This window comes from Hyphomicrobium denitrificans ATCC 51888, assembly GCF_000143145.1.
GTDB lineage: Bacteria > Pseudomonadota > Alphaproteobacteria > Rhizobiales > Hyphomicrobiaceae > Hyphomicrobium_B > Hyphomicrobium_B denitrificans.
The window spans coordinates 2006790-2024501 of record NC_014313.1 but is presented as its reverse complement, the minus strand read 5'-3'; the positions used below and the strand labels follow the sequence as shown (position 1 = coordinate 2024501).

Here is a 17712-nt window from a genome sequence, read left to right as displayed (position 1 = left end):
GGCAAACACGCAGAGGCCCGAGACACCACCCATGACTTATCAGGCTCCAGTAGACGACATCGTTTTCGCCCTCAAGACGGCAGCGGGTCTCGATGATCTTCTTCGTCGCGGGCTTTATGCCGGGCTCGATGCCGAAACGATACGCGCCGTCATCGAAGAAGCCGGAAAATTCGGCGCCGAAGTCTTAGCACCGCTCAATGCGCCAGGCGACAAGACGGGATCGAAATTTTCCGCAGGCTCCGTGACGACGCCGCCCGGCTTTCGCGATGCTTACCGGCAATTCGCGGAAGGCGGCTGGAGCTCGTTGCCCTGCGCCGAGGAGTTTGGCGGGCAGGGCTTGCCGGAGATCGTCTCGGCGGCGGTGGGCGAGATATGGAACGCATCGAACGTCTCATTCGGGCTCTGTCCGCTGCTGACGCAGGGCGCGATCCACGCCATCGAGGCGGGCGGCACCGACGCGATCAAAGCAAAATACCTGCCGAACATGGTGGCGGGCAAATGGACCGGCACGATGAACCTGACCGAGCCGCACGCGGGCTCTGATCTCGGGCCGCTCACGACGCGCGCCGTACCGCAGGATGACGGAACATACCGCATCACCGGCACAAAGATTTTCATCACCTACGGCGAGCACGATATGGCGGAGAATATCATCCACCTCGTGCTCGCGCGACGCCCCGACGCGCCGGCCGGAACGCGCGGCATCTCGCTGTTCCTCGTACCGAAGTTTCTCGTCAACGACGACGGATCGCTCGGCGAACGCAACGACGTCGTCTGCGCCGGGGTCGAGCACAAGCTCGGCATCATGGCGAGCCCGACGTGCGTAATGAAATTCGGTGAGAACGGCGGCGCGACGGGTTATCTGATCGGCGAGGAAAATCGCGGTCTCGCGACCATGTTCGTGATGATGAACGCGGCGCGATTGGGCGTCGGCTTGCAGGGCGTTGGCGTCGCCGAACGCGCGACGCAGCACGCGATCGCCTATGCCAGGGAGCGCCGCCAGGGCAAAAGCCTCGCGTCGAATGGATCGAGTGGCATGAGCCCGATCATCGAGCACGCCGACATTCGCCGCATGCTGCTGATGATGAAAGCGCTGACGCAAGCCGCACGCATGATCTGTTTCGCGACGGCGCGAGAGCACGACATCGCGCGTCTGTCGAACGATCCATCCGAGCGCAAGGCCGCGCTCGACAAGGCGGCGCTGCTGACGCCCCTCGCGAAAGCGTTCTCGACCGATATCGCCAACGAGGTTGCGTCCCTCGGCGTTCAGGTGCATGGCGGCATGGGCTTCGTCGAAGAAACCGGCGCCGCGCAGTATCTTCGCGATGCGCGCATCCTGCCGATCTACGAAGGCACCAACGGCATTCAGGCGATCGACCTCGTCACGCGCAAACTGCCGCTCGCAAACGGCGGAGTGGTGAGCGCGTACCTTGCCGAGCTTGCGGACGTCATCGCGAAAGTCCGCGCCTCCAACCGGCCCGAGTTCGGGCGCATGGCCCAGCGGCTGACCGAAGCGCTCAGCGGCGTCCAAACCGCAACGCTGTGGATGGGCCTGATGTTGAAAAGCGAACCCGAGGCGGCGCTGGCGTCGGCGACGCCCTATCTTCGCCTGATGAGTCTGACGGCAGGGGGCACTTATCTCGCGAAGGGAGCGCTGTCCGAGGATGCATCCTCGCCGCGCGTCGCACTCGCGCGCTTCTTCGCGGAAAATCTGCTGACCGAAGCCGCAGGGCTTTCCGAAACCGTGCAAGGGGGTGCCCAATCCGTGCTCGTCGATGCACATGGGCCGCTTTTCGCATGACGGGCGACGTCGAAATTTCAGCTTCCGACGGCGTCCAGGTCTTGCGCCTGACGCGGCCAGCAAAAAAGAACGCGCTGACCAGTGCCATGTATGGAGACCTGTGCGACGCCTTCGACAGAGGCGATAACGATCCCGCGATTGCAGTCCATCTGATCACGGGTTCGGCCGGTGTCTTTACCGCTGGGAACGACCTCGGCGATTTTCTGGCAACCGCGCAGGGCACCGGCGATCTCGGCGCCAACGTGCGCCGTTTCGTTTATCTGCTGCCGATGATCCGCAAGCCGCTGATCGCAGCGGTCGACGGCGTGGCGATCGGCGTCGGAACGACCATGCTGTTTCACTGCGATCTCGTTTATGCAACGCCGTCATCGACATTCGCCACCCCGTTCCTAAGTCTCGGTCTCGTTCCGGAAGCCGGATCGAGCGTGCTCATGCCCCGTCGCATGGGCTATGCGCGCGCCTTTGAAATGCTGGCGCTGGGTGAAACGCTTTCCGCCGAGCAGGCTGTGCAGGCGGGGTTCGTCAACAAAATCGTTTCGTTCGATCGGCTCGAAGAGACGGCTTTGACGTCGGCGCAGCGGCTCGCAAGCATGCCGCCCGAAGCGCTGGCGGTGACGCGCAGCCTCATGCGCGGCAACCCCGTCGAAATTTTGCAGCAAACGGACAAAGAGGTCAGAGCCTTCCGCGAGCGGTTGTCCTCGCCTGAAGCCCTTGAGGCATTTACCGCGTTTCTTGAAAAACGATCCCCCAATTTCCGCAAACCTGTGTAGCGCACTCTTACGCCCGAGCTTGCGGCGCGCTAGCATGCCCTTTGATCGCGCTTCAATAAGAGAGAACAAGAATGGCGTCGCTCAAGGGCAAAACCCTCTTCGTCACGGGCGCGAGTCGCGGCATCGGACTGGCGATCGCGAAACGCGCGGCGCGTGACGGCGCCAACATCGCGATCGTCGCGAAGACATCCGATCCCAACCCCAAGCTCGAAGGCACGATCCATACCGCTGCGAAAGAGATCGAGGACTCCGGCGGCAAGGCGCTGGCGATCGCCTGCGATATTCGCCACGAAGACGAGGTTCAGCGCGCCGTCGAGCAGACAGTTTCAGCGTTCGGCGGCATCGATATCTGCGTTAACAACGCCAGCGCCATTTCCCTGACGCCGATCGACAAAACGGACATCAAGCGTTTCGATCTGATGTTCGGCGTCAACACGCGCGGAACGTTTCTCGTTTCGCAAGCATGTCTGCCGCATCTCAGAAAGGCGAAAAACCCGCACATTCTGACGTTGTCGCCGCCGCTCGACATGAAGGCGCAGTGGTTCTCGGGTCACGTCGCCTATTCGATCGCGAAGTACGGCATGAGCCTTTGCGTGCTCGGCCTCGCCGATGAATTGAAAAGCGACGGTATCGCCGTCAACGCCCTCTGGCCGCGCACTGCAATCGCGACGGCCGCCGTGCGCAACATTCTCGGCGGCGATAAGATGATGCGCATGAGCCGTTCTCCCGAGATCGTCGCCGACGCCGCTCATCTTGTTTTTCTGCAACCGGCGAAGTCGTTCACCGGCAATTTTCTCATCGACGATACATTCCTTCATTCCGTTGGCGGCGTCACCGATTTCGAGAAATATCGCGTCGACCCATCGGTGCCATTGGTGCCAGACTTTTTCGTTCCGGCCGACAGCAGACCGCCACCCGGCGTGACGGTGGCGCCGTACTCGAATCTCAGCTGATTGCACGGCGAAAAGACTATCAAGAAACGGCAGGCTTCATGACGACGATTCTCATCACGCATCCGGCCTTTCTCAACCATGATACCGGCGAGGGGCATCCCGAACGCCCCGACAGAATGCGTGCGATTGACAAGTTTTTGAGTGACGCCAGCTTTGCAAAATTGGATCGCAGGCTAGCGCCGTTGCGGGACGATGATCTGGACTTCGTCGCCCTGGCGCACCGGCAGGACTACGTGCAGGGGCTCAAGCGGTTCGCCGAAACCGTCAAAGAAGGCCAGCACCACATCGATGGCGACACGGTCGTGTCGCCCGGCAGTTGGGAAGCGGCACGCCGTGCCGTCGGCGCCGGGCTCGATGCCGTCGACCACGTCGTCAGCGGTGCGGCCGCTAACGCCTTTTGCCAGGTGCGCCCCCCGGGGCACCACGCCGAGAGCAATCTCGCGATGGGATTTTGTCTGTTCAACAACATCGCAGTCGCCGCGCACTATGCGCGTGCGAAGCACGGAGTCGAACGCGTCGCGGTCGTCGATTTCGACGTCCATCACGGCAATGGGACGCAGGAAATATTCTGGTCGAACAAAAATTTGTTCTATGGCTCGACGCACCAGATGCCGCTATTTCCAGGAACTGGCGCGTTGCAGGAGACGGGCGCCGGCAATATCTTCAACGCGCCCCTCAGGGCCGGCGACGGCCGCTATCATTTCGAGGAAGCGTTTCGAGACCGAATTCTTGCGCCGCTCCATAATTTTGCGCCGGACCTGATTATGATCTCGGCCGGATTCGACGCGCATCAGCGCGACCCGCTCGGTGGGCTGGAACTCGTCGAGGAGGATTTTCGCTGGGCGACCGAGGCGGTGGCGGAACTCGCGCGCCGTCATGCAAATGGCCGACTCGTATCGATTCTCGAGGGCGGGTATGATCTCAGGGGGCTCGCGCAATCCGTCGCAGTGCACGTCTCGGCGTTGATGCAGGCCGGCTCCTGAGTAAAAGACGCTAACGCCAACACGATAGAGCCGCAGGGCAAAATTCATGACCGAACCGAAAGTACCGGCCAAGGCGCTCGACGACATCAAGGCGATGACGTTCGAGCGCGCGCTCAAAGAACTCGAAGCGATCGTCGGGCGGCTCGAACGTGGCGATGTCGATCTCGAGGAAAGCATCACGATTTATGAACGCGGCGAAGCGCTGCGCGATCATTGTGACCGCCTGCTGAAAGCGGCGGAAGCAAAAGTCGAAAAACTGACTTTGGGAGCCGACGGAACGCCGAAGGGAACGACCCCGCTCGACAAGGATAATGGCGCGCCATTTTGAGCTGTGACGTAAAAATTTCGCCCGCGCAGAGAATGTAGTACACATACCAGTGCGGCAAGCCCGCGCACTATTCATCTTGAGCGTCCGACCCGTTGGGGAGCGCACTGATCAGCGCTATGAACGGCATGAGCATCCGCCTATTTCCCGCAGGTTGCGATGATCGGCAGACTTTCCGTTAAGTTGGGGTAATTCCGTGAGCAAGACACCGCTACTCGATCGCATCGGGACACCTCACGAGCTTCGCCGGCTCGCCGAAGATCAGCTTCCGCAGCTGGCGGACGAATTGCGCGCGGAAATGATCGACGCCGTCTCGGTGACGGGCGGCCACTTGGGCGCAGGCCTTGGCGTCATCGAGCTGACGGTCGCGCTGCATTGGATTTTCAACACGCCGGAAGATCGTCTGATCTGGGACGTCGGACATCAGGCGTACCCGCACAAGATTCTGACAGGACGGCGCGATCGCATTCGCACGCTGCGTCAGCCGGGTGGGCTGTCGGGCTTCACGAAGCGCGACGAAAGTCCCTACGATCCATTCGGCGCCGCGCATTCCTCGACATCGATTTCGGCGGCGCTCGGCATGGCCGTGGCGCGTGACCTCAGCGGTGGTTCGAACAACGTCATCGCAGTGATCGGTGACGGCGCGATGAGCGCAGGCATGGCCTACGAAGCGATGAACAACGCAGGCGCGCGCAACGAACGCCTGATCGTCATTCTGAATGACAACGATATGTCGATCGCACCGCCGACCGGAGCGCTGTCGGCCTATCTCGCACGCGCCACATCCAGCGGGACGTATCTGCACCTTCGCGATTATGCCAAGCAGTTGGCCAAGATGCTTCCGAAGCAATGGGAACGCCGCGCCGCACGCGTCGAAGAATACACCCGCCACATCTGGCAGGGCGGAGCGTGGTTCGAGGAGCTTGGCTTCTACTACGTCGGCCCGATCGACGGTCACGACTTCAGCCAGCTGCTTCCGGTTCTGAAAAACGTCCGCGATGCCGAGCAGGCGCCGATCCTCGTTCATGTCGTGACGAAGAAAGGCAAAGGCTACGCGCCGGCTGAAGCTGCCGACGACAAGTATCACGGCGTCAACAAATTCAACGTCGTCACCGGCGCGCAGGTGAAGCCGAAGCCCAACGCGCCGAGCTATACCAAGGTTTTCGCCGACAGCCTGATCGCGGAAGCGCGCAAGGACGATCGCATCGTCGCGATCACTGCGGCGATGCCGTCCGGCACGGGGCTCGATTATTTCGGCAAGGAATTCCCCGAGCGGACGTTCGACGTCGGCATTGCGGAACAGCACGCGGTGACATTCGCGGCGGGCTTGGCGACCGAAGGCTACAAGCCGTTCGCGACGATCTATTCGACGTTCCTGCAGCGCGCCTACGATCAGGTCGTGCACGACGTCGCGATCCAAAAGCTGCCGGTGCGTTTCGCTCTCGATCGCGCCGGGCTTGTCGGCGCCGACGGCGCGACGCATGCGGGCTCATTCGATATCTCCTATCTCGGTTGCCTGCCGGATTTCGTCATCATGGCGGCGGCGGACGAAGCCGAGCTCGTTCACATGGTTGCGACGCAGGTTGCGATCGACGACCGGCCGAGCGCGTTGCGCTATCCGCGCGGCGAGGGCGTCGGCGTGGATCTGCCGCAAACGGGCGTCGCGCTCGAAATCGGCAAGGGGCGCATCGTTCGCGAAGGCTCCAAGGTCGCGCTGCTCTCGCTCGGAACGCGGCTCGCGGAATGTCTGAAGGCGGCCGATCAGCTGCAATCGTTCGGGCTGTCGACGACGGTCGCCGACGCGCGTTTCGCCAAGCCCTTAGATACGCGCCTGATCCGCGACCTCGCGCTCAATCATGAAGTGCTGGTGACGGTCGAGGAAGGTTCCGTTGGCGGCTTCGGCAGCTACGTTCTACAGTTCCTGTCGGATGAAGGATTGCTCGACCGTGGCCTGCGCGTGCGCACGAAAGTTCTGCCCGACGTGTTCATCGATCACGGCAAACCGGAAGTGATGTACGAAGATGCGGGTCTGAATGCGTCAGGAATCGTGAAAACGGTATTCGCCGCGCTCGGACGCGCAGACGTCGTCGGCGAGCGCGCGTAACGCAATTCTTTTTCGAGGCATAAAAAGGCATGGACGAAGCCCGGCAGAACCGGGCTTCGCTGGAAATTACTGCACCGTGATGGTGACGACCGGCGACTCGACCGGCGGATCGGTCGGGATGTGGTTTTTATCGCCGAGCAGAAGCTGCAGCGTATGCTTGCCGGGCTTAAGCTCGACGGTCGCTTCCGTCTGTCCCTTGCCGTAATGGACGTGATGCTCGTCCTTGGGGATCGCGGAATTCAAATCCGGAATGGCGGAATCGATGAGCAGATGATGATGACCGCTGTTCGGATTGTCGGTGCCGGCCGGTGCGATCTCGACGCCTTCGGCGCCGAATTTCACCGTGACGGGACTGGTAACGGTCGCGCCATCGGCCGGTTCGATGATAAACACCTTGGCGCCCGCGGGTGCAGGCGTGCGTTCGCCATCCGCCAAAGCACTTATAGGAAATGCCAATGCAAGAAATGCGCTGGCAAATGCGAGTCTCATGAGTTTCCCTCCAATTTCAGATACGGCTAAGTGGGAAGCAATCCAGCTATAATCAATGATGCAAAAATCGGCAAATATATGCGGCTTGATTTGGCACTCGTAGCGCGCGGACTGGCGCCGTCGCGTGCGCGCGCGCAAGATCTGATCCGGCGCGGCTTCGTCAGCGTTGCGGGTGAGCCGTGTCGCAAGCCCGCGATGGACGTTGCGGAGCCGAAGCTTGTCGAAGTCTCGAAGGACGCTCCCGGCTACGTATCGCGCGGAGCCGAAAAGCTCGCGGCCGCTCTCGATCAGTTCGGGTTCGATGTGACGGGCGTTGTTGCGCTCGATGTCGGCGCATCGACGGGAGGTTTCACGCAGGTTTTGCTCGAACGCGGCGCGGCGCAAGTTTTCGCCGTCGACGTTGGCAGCGCGCAGTTGCATGACGATGTGAAATCCGACGCGCGCGTCGTGTCGCTCGAGAACTGCGACGCACGCACCCTAACACGCGAGCATGTTCCGGCTCCCGTTGGAGCCGTCGTGATCGACGTCAGCTTTATTTCCGTTACAAAAGTTTTGGGCCACGTCTTGCCGCTCGCAGCCTCCGGTGCGTGGCTCGTTGTGCTGGTCAAGCCGCAGTTCGAGGTCGGGCGCGAGCGCGTTGGCAGCGGCGGCATCGTTCGCGATGAAGCGGCGCGTCGTGACGCTGTCGATTCCGTTCGCGCCTGGCTTCAGCAACAGCCCGGATGGCGCGTCATCGGCGAGATGGAATCTCCGATCTCCGGCGGTTCCGGCAACATCGAATTTCTGATCGGAGCGCGCCGCGATGTCTGACGAGTGCGAGCTACGGATCACACGTCTTGGCGCGCAGGGCGACGGCGTTGCCGAGACCACGGGCGCACCTGTGTTCGTGCCGTTCGCGCTGGCAGGTGAGCGTGTGATCGCCGATGTCGATGGCGCGCGCGGACGCTTGCTCCGCATCCTGCAGCCAAGCCCGGACCGTATCGCGCCGGTTTGCCGCCATTTCGGAACCTGCGGCGGCTGCGTCGTGCAGCACATGTCGTCTAACGTTTATCGTGCCTGGAAGCGCGATCTCGTCGTCTCCGCGTTCGCGGCGCGCGGGCTCGATGTGACTGTCGGCGATCTCGTCGAGCCGGGCGGGAAGCGACGCCGTGCGGTCCTGTCGGCCGAACGCAGCGACAACGGCGTCGCGATCGGATTCCATGAAGCCCAGTCGCATGCGCTGGTCGCGATCGCGGAGTGCCCCGTTCTCGATCCGAAGATCGTCGCCGCGATTCCGGCACTCAAAACTTTGATCGCACCGCTGATATCGAAGCTCGGCGCGCGTCTGACCGTAACAGCCACGAAGTCCGGTCTCGACGTGCTGCTCGATGGGATCGAGCGTAAGCTGACGCCCGATGTTCGCAGCCGGCTGGCGTCGGAAGCCAGCGCTCTGCAACTCGCGCGGCTCGCCATCGGCAATGATATCGTCGTCGAGACGTTGCCGCCGTTCCTCACATTCGCCACCGCCGACGTGGTTCTATCGCCCGGATGTTTCGTGCAGGCCGTCGCCGAAGCCGAGACCGAGATGGTGCGAAGAATTCTCGCCGCCGTCGGCAAAGTGAAATCCGTCGCGGATTTATTCTGCGGCGTGGGTGCTTTCACGTTTCCGCTCGCAGCCCGCGCGAAAGTTCTGGCCTTCGATGGCAACCAGCCGGCCATCGCGGCGCTCAACGCGGCGGCAAAAAAAGCGACGGGCTTGAAGCCGATCACCGCGCGCGTGCGCGATCTCTTTCGCGAGCCGTTGTCGCCGTTGGAACTCAACGAGCACGATGCCATCGTTTTCGATCCGCCGCGCGCAGGAGCAGAAGCGCAGGCGCAGCGGCTTGCAAGGTCAAAGGTCAAAACCGTCGTTGCGGCCTCATGCAATCCGGCGACTTTGGCGCGCGATGCGCGGCATCTCGTTGATGGCGGCTACAAAATCGAATCCGTAACGCCGATCGACCAGTTCGTTTATTCCGCACACGTCGAAGTCGTCGCCGTCTTCCGGCGCTAGGCAAGGCACGATGCGATGCCCGCTCGCCGTTCTTGACGGGGAGACGGACAGGGTGAGGGGCAGCCATATGTGCGAGGCAGTCCTCATCACCGCCGAGCGGTCCGCCCACTTCGCAAGCAGGAAAACAGAAGCGCCATTCCCCTCACCTTGCGAGTAAGCACCAGCGTTAACCTCCACTTTTCCCCTCCCCCTTGCGGGGAGGGGTTAGGGGTGGGGGTAGACGATCATGCGTGATGCAGCGGGATGCCCGGTCGTCTTCGATGTAACGCGTTAGCGCTCAAGCGACTCCGCGTTGCGTTTCATTCGACAAAAATTCAACAGGCGAAAATCCCGCCTCTATCCGTGGCTCAGCAAAAACCGAAAAAGCGCTAACGGCCCGTCTGCCCGCGATGGCGCAGGAAGTGATCGGCGAGCACGATCGCCATCATCGCTTCGCCGACGGGAACGGCGCGAATGCCGACGCACGGATCATGACGGCCTTTTGTGATGATCTCGGTGTCGTGGCCTTGCTTGTCGATGGTCTTGCGCGGCGCCAGGATCGACGATGTCGGCTTGACGGCGAAGCGGCAGACGATCGGCTGCCCCGTCGAGATGCCGCCAAGAATGCCGCCCGCATGGTTCGACAAGAAGATCGGCTTGCCGTCGTTGCCGATGCGGATTTCGTCGGCGTTCTCTTCGCCGGTCAGTTCGGCGGCCGACATGCCCGCGCCGATCTCGACGCCCTTGACAGCGTTGATCGACATCATCGCGCTGGCGAGATCCTGATCGAGTTTGCCGTAGAGCGGTGCGCCCCAGCCTGCCGGCACGCCTTCCGCCACGACTTCGATGATCGCGCCGACGGACGAACCGGCCTTGCGCACCTTGTCGAGATACTCGGTCCAAGTCTCCACGGCTTTCCGGTCCGGAGAGAAGAACGGATTGTTCGCGATCTCGTCCCAGTTCCAGGTCGCGCGATCGACCTTGTGCGGACCGATCTGAACGAGCGCGCTGCGGATCGTCACGCCGCCGAGAACCTTGCGCGCAACCGCACCAGCCGCAACGCGCGATGCCGTCTCACGCGCCGACGAGCGCCCGCCGCCGCGATAATCGCGGATGCCGTACTTCGCATCATAGGTGAAGTCGGCGTGCCCCGGACGGTACTTGTCTTTGATGTCGCCGTAGTCCTTGGAGCGCTGATCCGTGTTCTGGATTTCGAGTGCGATCGGCGTGCCGGTGGTGACCTGCCGACCCGAGGTATCGTTGAACACGCCCGACAGGATTTTCACCGCGTCGGCTTCCTGGCGCTGCGTCGTGAAGCGCGACTGCCCCGGCCGCCTGCGGTCGAGATGAACCTGGATGTCAGCCTCGTCGAGCGCGACGCCGGGCGGGCAGCCGTCGACGACCGCGCCGATGGCGGGGCCGTGGCTTTCGCCCCACGTCGTTACGCGAAAGAGGTGGCCGAAGGTGTTGTGAGACATCGCCTGATCGTTCGCTCGAATGGTGAGCCCGGCCGCGCATCGACAGCGATGGCACTGCAACAATTGTGTTGCCGGGTTGCGTCACAATCTTTCTTAGGAGCGGCGGCGAAAGGCGGCAAGCCCGCATCACCGGTAAAGCGCGTGACAAGTCTCCGCGACGCAGATTAACTCCGCCACAGTGCGCGTTCGCCACCCTTTTTCGCCAGGTGCGAGAGGGGCTGGCGGCAGCCGTAGCTTTGTATTCGCTTTGATCTGCAACCCGGCCGAGCACGCGATCGCTGCCTGACTGCAGCCCGCGTCGCATCGAAAGATCGGACGTTTCGGACGTCGCGAAACGCACTCTCGTAGCGCGTTTAAAAGACCGTTCCTCCCGGACTCGAGCATCCGTGGTCGAGGGGTCTTTCAGCATGCATCCGTCAACGGATGCCGAAGAGCCGGAGAGCCGCTTCTCCGGCTCTTTTGCGTTTCAAGCGGACTAAAGCCAGTCCATGACGCCGTCGCGCAGAACCAGGATTTTGTCCTGCGGCACATCGAGAAATGGCACGAGGCCGGGATCGGTGCCGAGGACTGCCCCGCGCGCGACGCGGCTGACGCCGCCGTGCGTGACGGCAACCGTGTCGCGTTCGAGACCTTCGATCCAGATTGCAATGCGCGCCTGCAATTCCGCGTAGCTCTCGCCGCCCGTCGGTTGCCAGCCGAAAGGGTCTGACGCTTTGGCCGCAACGCCATCGGGGTCTTTCGCGGAAAGCTCGGAGGCCAATTCGCCCTCCCAGTGGCCGTAGCTCAGCTCACGGATGGTCGCGTCGGTGCGGTACCCATCGATGTCGAGGCCGAGAGCCGCGCGCATGAGCTGCATCGTCTCGATGGCACGTCCAAGCGGGCTCGAAACGAAATCTGCGTCAGCGATGCCAGGGAGCCGCGCTTTCAAGGCGTCGCCCTGACGCCGTGCCTGTGCCCGGCCGATGTCGTTCAACGGAATGTCGCGCTGGCCTTGATAGCGCGCATCCCGGTTCCAGTCGGTCTGGCCGTGTCGGATGAGATAGAGCGTCAGCCCCGGCCTTAAACGTGCCGTCGCAACGCGGTCGCTCAAGTCTCGTCGCTCTTCACGACCGAGATGTCGGGAGCGTCCTCGTTCTTCATGCCCTGGATGTGATAGCCGCTGTCGACATGATGCACTTCGCCCGTCACGCCGCGCGACATGTCGGAAAGGAGATAGAGGCCCGCGCCTCCCACATCCTCGATCGAGACGTTGCGGCGGAGCGCCGAGTTATATTCGTTCCAGCGCAGGATGTAGCGGAAGTCGGCGATGCCGGCCGCGGCCAGCGTCTTGATCGGTCCGGCCGAGATTGCGTTGACGCGAATATTGTTGCGTCCGAGGTCGGCCGCGAGATAGCGCACGCTCGCTTCCAGCGCTGCCTTCGCGACGCCCATGACGTTATAATGCGGCATGACTTTTTCGGCGCCGTAATAGGTGAGCGTCAGCAGCGATCCGCCGTTCGGCATCAATTTCTCGGCGCGCTGGGCGAGCGCGGTGAACGAGAAGCATGAGATCAGCATGCTCTGCGTGAAGTTCTTTTCCGTGGTGTCGACGTAGCGCCCGTCGAGCTCGTTCTTGTCGGAGAAAGCAATGGCGTGAACGAGAAAGTCGAGCTCGCCCCATTCCTTTTTCAACGTCTCGAAGACGGCGTCGATCGACGATGCGTCGGTCACGTCGCACGGCAGCACCAGCTTCGTGCCGAGGTCGGCCGCGAGTGGCTCGACCCGCTTCTTCAACGCGTCGCCCTGATACGTCAGTGCGATCTCGGCGCCTTGCGATGCGCAGGCCTTGGCGATGCCCCAAGCAATCGACCGGTTATTGGCGACGCCCATGACCAAACCGCGTTTACCTGCCATCAATTGGCCAGCGGCTGCGGACGTGTTCGCCTGTGACCCCGCCATGGGTTCAAATTCCTTGAATTATTTCTGATGGGTGTTGGGCTGGCGCGCATCCTACACAAATGCGTTTGCCGGTCCAGATGGCGGGGCGGCATACATGCGCGGCGATTGGACCGGGGCGGGAACGTCGAAAACGCTCCCGCCAGATTGCGTAAGCTGCGGAAGTAAAAGTATTTTCAATGCGCTGGGACTTGCACTTCCTTGCCCGAGAGCTTCGGTCGCTCCGAGCCCGCGATGCGACCATCGTCGATCGTTATGATGCGGTCTGCATATTGCAGCGTCCGATGATCGTGGGTGACGGCAAGCACCGCGCGACGGGTGTCCTGTGCAACTTTCGCCAATAGCTCCATGACGGCCATGCCGTTCTTGGCATCGAGCGCCGCCGTCGGCTCGTCGGCGAGAATGACCGAGGGCGAACCGGCAAGCGCGCGGGCGATTGAAACGCGCTGCTTCTCGCCGCCCGACATTTTCGACGGCATGGCGTTGATGCGATGGCCGAGGCCAACCGCTTCCAAAGCCTCTGCAGCCTGATCGTAGGCGTCCGGACCCTTGAGATCTCGGAGGTCCAGCGCCAGCATCACATTCTCGACCGCCGTCAGTGTCGGCACGAGGTTGTAAGACTGGAACACGAAGCCGACGTGCTTGCGGCGCAGGTTCGCCAGTTCTTCCGTGTTCATATTATGTGTCTGGAAACCGGCGACTTCGAGCTTGCCTTGCGTCGGCGACAGGATGCAGCCGAGGATCGACAGAAGCGTCGTCTTGCCCGAACCCGAAGGACCCATCAGCAGAGTGAGTTCGCCGGTGTGGAGCTGAAGGTCGATGCCCTTCAGAACCTTGACTTCGTTCGGAGGCGTGCCGAGCACTTTCACGATGCCCTGGGCTTCCAGAATGACCTTGCTGTTCATTGGCGTGGACATTGTTGCTCTCCGGGCTTAGCGGCTGAAGACGACGGCCGGGTCGATCCGGACGACTTTGATGATGGCGCTGATCGCAGCGAATATGCACATTCCGACGGTGACGGCGAACAATCCGCCAGCCAGTTCCGGCGTCATGATGATCGTCAACTTGGTGTCCTGAGCACCGCGGATCGCCGCCAACGCCAGGATCATGCCGAGCGCATATCCGATCAGCCCCGACAACACGGCCTGCATCAGGATCACCTTTACAATGTAGCCCGCACCGGCGCCAAGTGCACGCAGCGTTGCGAATTCGTTGATGTGGTCCTTCGTGCTCGAATAAAGCGTTTGAGCGACGATCACTATACCAACGATCAGGCCGAGGAGAGCGCCTGCGATCAACGCCGCACCGGCGCCGGTCTGGAACAGCCAGTAATTCTGGCTGCGCTTGCGGAATTCATCCTGGGTCAGAACTTCCGTATCGGGAAGACGCTGCTCGATGGCGGAGCGCACCGCTTCGATATCGGCGTCCGCCGTCAGCATGACGCGCTGGTAGGAGGCCTGGTCCTGCTCGGCGCCCGAGAGCCGGCGCGCTTCCTCGATCGAGGTGAAGACGAAGGGCAGCGTCGTGAACGAGCGGATGCGCTTCGTGATCGCGACAAGCTCGACGGACGCGCCGTTGATTTCCGCGTGCTGGCCGAGACCGTTGACGCCGAGATCATTGAAATAGCTCTGATCGATGGCGACGGTGCCGGGCGCTTCGAGTGCGGCGCGGCTGCCCTGCACGATGTTCCACGGCAGCGCCTTCGGGCTATCGCCTGCGGTGCCGATCAGAAGGATCGTATTGCGGCCGCCCTGCGGCTTGCGCCAGCTCGAGAAGGACACGACCATGTCTTCCGAGCTTTCGACGCCGGGCGTCGAGAGAACCATGTGACGCTCGCGTCCCGAAAGGAACGACGGATCGTCGTAGCTCTTCGTGCCCAGCGGGATCACCCAAAGATCGGCGGGCGCTGCGTCGATGATCGCCGAAATCTTCTTTTGCGAGCCGAGATAGATGCCCGACTGCACGGCGACCAGAACCACGGAAAAGACGATGCCGACGATTGTCACGAAGAAGCTCATGCGATCATGAAAGAGATTGCGGTAGGCGAGCTTCATCACCATCGGTACCGGACGGCGACGTGAGCGTGGACGCTTGGAAGCCGTGCGCTGAGCGCTTGCGGCGGCTGGCATGTTGGCTGCGAGTTCCATGACCTGTCCTCCTCCTTGAGGGCGTTGGCCGAATTCGTGGCTGTTTCTGTTTGTCCCAATCGAGCCGGAAGCAGGTGCGATGCCGCTTCCGGTTTCGTTATTCGTTGCAGGGAACGTCGACCAGACCGGCGATCGCTGCCGAGTAGCGGCGGCAGATCTGCTTTGCAGGCGCCGTCTCGGACGTGTTCGATTTCGCCTCGGTCGTCGTCTTGTCGACCGTCGCGACTTTCTCGAGCTTCGCGGTCTCGGCTGTCGTCGTGTTCGTTGTTGCGGCCGGAGCTGGCGTTGAAGCCGGCGTGGTCGATGCCGTGGTCACGTCGCTCGTCTTGGCGATTTCCGTCGTGGTGGCCGGATCGCTCGAGAGCTTGTCTTCGAGCTTTGCGGTCGTGATGACCTGCTTGGGAGCAGGCTTGGCGACCGGCTTCGCGGTTGCGACTTTGCTGACCGGCTTGGCTTTGCGCACGGGAGCACGCTCGGCCTCGTACACGCGGCGGCGGCGCTCGTGCCGGCGGCTGTAGCCATCGTCCATCGAGTTCTGCGCCGAATGGGCGATGAAGGAACCGAGCGGGAAGCCGAAGCCGACGCGGAGACCGCCGGCGTTTGCGGCGCTGGTCAACGTGGTGCCGGCCAGCAGTGCGGCGGCGAGTGTGAGGGTGATCTTCGTCATTGGAGCCTCCTGAGGGCCTGAGCCGGGTTTCGTTGGATCTCGATGCCGGTCTTCACCGGCGATGGCTGCAGATTGCCCTGTCCATGCCGCGGCCGCTGTTCCGGCAGGAACACGCGTGCAAGCAGCTCAAGTTTTTAATTTATGTAATTATATCAGATGCTTGATCAGGCGGCCGAGACCGTGCTCAGCGCTCTGACATCGCTATGCGCTTCGGCAGTGACGCCGGTCAGGTTGGCGACGAAGCGGTCGATCGCGTCGACGACCAGGTGGCGCTGCCGGTCGACGGTGACGATGTGATAGCAGTCGTCGAGGACTTCGAGATCGACCGGGCCGCCGAGGCTGTCGCGGAGATAGGTCGCGTTGCTCATCGCGGCGTAATCGTCTTCGAGCGGATGAACGATCAGCGTCGGCTGGCGGACGTAAGAGACGAGCTTGCGCACCGCGCTCACCATTCTCCGGTGCTCGAACACCGCGCCGCCCGGCGTTGACGGATTGCCGGTTTCCGAGGTGCCGCGAGACACCCGCGCCCGTTGAATGAAGTCGCGAATGCGCTCGTCCTTGATGCCGTGCGGATCGTGATGCGGAAAGCTCATCAGGTTCGCGAACCACTTGAAGCGAACGAGAGGAAACAGCCGCGCATACCACGGGATCATCCAGCCGTTGAGCCAGAGCGTCGGCGCGAGCAGCGCAGTTCCATTGACCTTCGTAGGATTTTTCGCGGCGAGCAGAACGGCAAGCACGGCGCCTGCCGACAGACCGCCGGCGATGACGACGTCGCACTCTTGCCGGAGTTCATCGAGCGCCATCTCCGCACTGCGGTACCAGTCCGTCCACGACGTTGCTTTCAACTCGGTTTCGCTGCCGCAGTGACCGGCAAGTGTCGGGCAATGAACAGTATAGCCTTGCTTCGCGAGCCCGCTGGCGACGAAACGCATCTCGACGGGTGTTCCGCAAAGGCGATGCAGCAGCAGAATTCCGACTTTTCCGCCCTTGATTTTGAAACTCGCGTCTGTCGCCATCGTCGCCTCTCGAGGTGCATGTTTGTTCGATGTTTCAAGGATTAGTTGGACGCGTCGCTGGCGGCAGTTCCGCTCGTGACAGGGCTCACGCGGCCGTCTGCATCGCGGGCATCGTGATCACCGGCTGCGGCTTCGGCGCGGTCGCTGCATCGATCGCGAGCAGCAGGCGCTGGGCGTTGAATCCGAAGCGCGTGTTGAGGCGTTCTTTCGATGCCGCCGCGATCGCAGCCGGGATCACCTTGAATCCGCGCGCAAGAAGCAGGTCTTTGAGGCGGCGCGCCGCGAAGACATCGACGAGCGCGCGCAGCCGCAGCGCAATCGCGACGCGAATATCCGGGTCCGTTTGAACGTCCGACCAGAGAGACGTCTCTAGCTCGCGCAGATCGTGCTCGCTCAAACCTGTGAGAAGGGCCAGTCCTTGGCCCTTTTCGATCAGCATCTGCATCGGACGATTGAGATCCGATGCTTCGACTTGCGGAATGTCGGTCGGATCGAGCTTGGCTGCCATGGCGAGTCTCCCTCCGCAAAGATCAGAGAGCGACGCCGCCGAACGCCGACCACGGCGATCCGGCAAGCACGATGATGTCGCGCGCATTGAGATCGCCAAGCTCGAAATGGACTTCCTGTCCTTCGAGATCGGCGTGGCGATTGAGGATTTCATCGTGCTTGAAGCGATAGGCGTGACCGTCCTCGGCGGCGATGATGCCGATACCGATATCGCTGCGGAATTTCTTGATTTCTCCGTACATGATCGTTCTCCGATGTGAGCTTCTGTTTCCGAAGCTCAAGGATGCGGAGAATTTCGCGCGCACGCTGTTCCGGGCGAGACAGGGTTCATGCGTGCACGGATCGACGTACGACTTTTTCGGGCGGGAGGCGGACGCGACAACAACAAAAAAGGAGAGGAGCGAGTGGGACAACTCGCTCCTCCCCGGCAGGACCTGCGGCAGCTCCGCTAAGGAGGAAGCGCACCGCCACTGGTCCATTGCTCGTCTGCGCAGGCTTCCGGAAGAAGCGTCTCTGCGCAGAA

18 protein-coding genes are annotated in these 17712 nt (G+C 62.1%); 8 read left to right on the top strand and 10 right to left on the bottom strand.

The window, feature by feature from the left end; genetic code table 11:
- The first annotated feature begins 31 nt into the window (after positions 1-31).
- From HDEN_RS09770 to dxs, 6 genes are all read left to right on the top strand, one after another.
- Positions 32-1801 (top strand): acyl-CoA dehydrogenase family protein, encoded by a 1770-nt coding sequence (locus HDEN_RS09770; RefSeq protein ID WP_013215942.1) that lies wholly within the window; start codon positions 32-34, stop codon positions 1799-1801.
- On the top strand, positions 1798-2571 hold the full coding sequence (locus HDEN_RS09765) for a crotonase/enoyl-CoA hydratase family protein (RefSeq protein ID WP_013215941.1): 774 nt from the start codon (positions 1798-1800) through the stop codon (positions 2569-2571). Before HDEN_RS09770 ends, HDEN_RS09765 begins: the two co-directional genes overlap by 4 nt.
- Positions 2572-2642: 71 nt before the next feature.
- Positions 2643-3524 (top strand): SDR family oxidoreductase, encoded by an 882-nt coding sequence (locus HDEN_RS09760; RefSeq protein WP_013215940.1) that lies wholly within the window; start codon positions 2643-2645, stop codon positions 3522-3524.
- Positions 3525-3562: 38 nt separating this feature from the next.
- Entirely contained in the window at positions 3563-4507 is a 945-nt protein-coding gene (locus HDEN_RS09755; protein WP_013215939.1) for a histone deacetylase family protein, read from the top strand.
- 46 nt (positions 4508-4553) lie between these two features.
- Positions 4554-4835: an exodeoxyribonuclease VII small subunit gene (locus HDEN_RS09750; protein WP_013215938.1), complete on the top strand. Its 282-nt coding sequence runs from the start codon at positions 4554-4556 to the stop codon at positions 4833-4835.
- Between the two features lie 193 nt (positions 4836-5028).
- Entirely contained in the window at positions 5029-6936 is a 1908-nt protein-coding gene (dxs, locus tag HDEN_RS09745; RefSeq protein WP_013215937.1) for a 1-deoxy-D-xylulose-5-phosphate synthase, read from the top strand.
- Between the two features lie 66 nt (positions 6937-7002).
- On the opposite strand, the gene HDEN_RS09740 is transcribed toward dxs, so the two are convergent.
- Positions 7003-7425, bottom strand: coding sequence for a DUF4399 domain-containing protein (locus tag HDEN_RS09740; RefSeq protein ID WP_013215936.1), 423 nt, complete (start codon positions 7423-7425; stop codon positions 7003-7005).
- A 78-nt stretch (positions 7426-7503) separates the two neighbouring features.
- Here HDEN_RS09740 and HDEN_RS09735 point away from each other — a divergent pair, with 78 nt between their 5' ends.
- Positions 7504-8235 carry a TlyA family RNA methyltransferase gene (locus HDEN_RS09735; protein WP_041921974.1) on the top strand — a complete coding sequence of 244 codons (732 nt, stop codon included), beginning with the start codon at positions 7504-7506 and terminating at the stop codon, positions 8233-8235.
- A complete protein-coding gene (locus tag HDEN_RS09730; protein WP_013215934.1) occupies positions 8228-9457 on the top strand; it encodes a class I SAM-dependent RNA methyltransferase in 1230 nt (409 codons plus the stop codon). Before HDEN_RS09735 ends, HDEN_RS09730 begins: the two co-directional genes overlap by 8 nt.
- Positions 9458-9825: 368 nt before the next feature.
- On the opposite strand, the gene aroC is transcribed toward HDEN_RS09730, so the two are convergent.
- From aroC to HDEN_RS09685, 9 genes are all read right to left on the bottom strand, one after another.
- Complete coding sequence (aroC, locus tag HDEN_RS09725; RefSeq protein WP_013215932.1) at positions 9826-10914, bottom strand: chorismate synthase; 1089 nt, start codon at positions 10912-10914, stop codon at positions 9826-9828.
- Between the two features lie 475 nt (positions 10915-11389).
- Positions 11390-12004, bottom strand: coding sequence for a histidine phosphatase family protein (locus HDEN_RS09720; RefSeq protein ID WP_013215931.1), 615 nt, complete (start codon positions 12002-12004; stop codon positions 11390-11392).
- Positions 12001-12852: an enoyl-ACP reductase FabI gene (fabI, locus tag HDEN_RS09715; RefSeq protein WP_013215930.1), complete on the bottom strand. Its 852-nt coding sequence runs from the start codon at positions 12850-12852 to the stop codon at positions 12001-12003. The genes HDEN_RS09720 and fabI overlap by 4 nt, the downstream gene beginning before the upstream one ends.
- Positions 12853-13025: 173 nt before the next feature.
- Positions 13026-13766, bottom strand: coding sequence for an ABC transporter ATP-binding protein (locus HDEN_RS09710; protein ID WP_013215929.1), 741 nt, complete (start codon positions 13764-13766; stop codon positions 13026-13028).
- Between the two features lie 15 nt (positions 13767-13781).
- Positions 13782-14996 carry an ABC transporter permease gene (locus tag HDEN_RS09705; RefSeq protein ID WP_245256606.1) on the bottom strand — a complete coding sequence of 405 codons (1215 nt, stop codon included), beginning with the start codon at positions 14994-14996 and terminating at the stop codon, positions 13782-13784.
- Positions 14997-15093: 97 nt separating this feature from the next.
- Positions 15094-15663 (bottom strand): hypothetical protein, encoded by a 570-nt coding sequence (locus HDEN_RS09700; protein WP_013215927.1) that lies wholly within the window; start codon positions 15661-15663, stop codon positions 15094-15096.
- Between the two features lie 164 nt (positions 15664-15827).
- Positions 15828-16682, bottom strand: a complete 855-nt coding sequence (locus HDEN_RS09695; RefSeq protein WP_013215926.1) for an alpha/beta hydrolase — start codon at positions 16680-16682, stop codon at positions 15828-15830.
- 85 nt (positions 16683-16767) lie between these two features.
- Positions 16768-17190, bottom strand: a complete 423-nt coding sequence (locus HDEN_RS09690) for a hypothetical protein (protein ID WP_013215925.1) — start codon at positions 17188-17190, stop codon at positions 16768-16770.
- 22 nt (positions 17191-17212) lie between these two features.
- Positions 17213-17431 carry a hypothetical protein gene (locus HDEN_RS09685; RefSeq protein ID WP_013215924.1) on the bottom strand — a complete coding sequence of 73 codons (219 nt, stop codon included), beginning with the start codon at positions 17429-17431 and terminating at the stop codon, positions 17213-17215.
- Between the last annotated feature and the right edge of the window lie 281 nt (positions 17432-17712).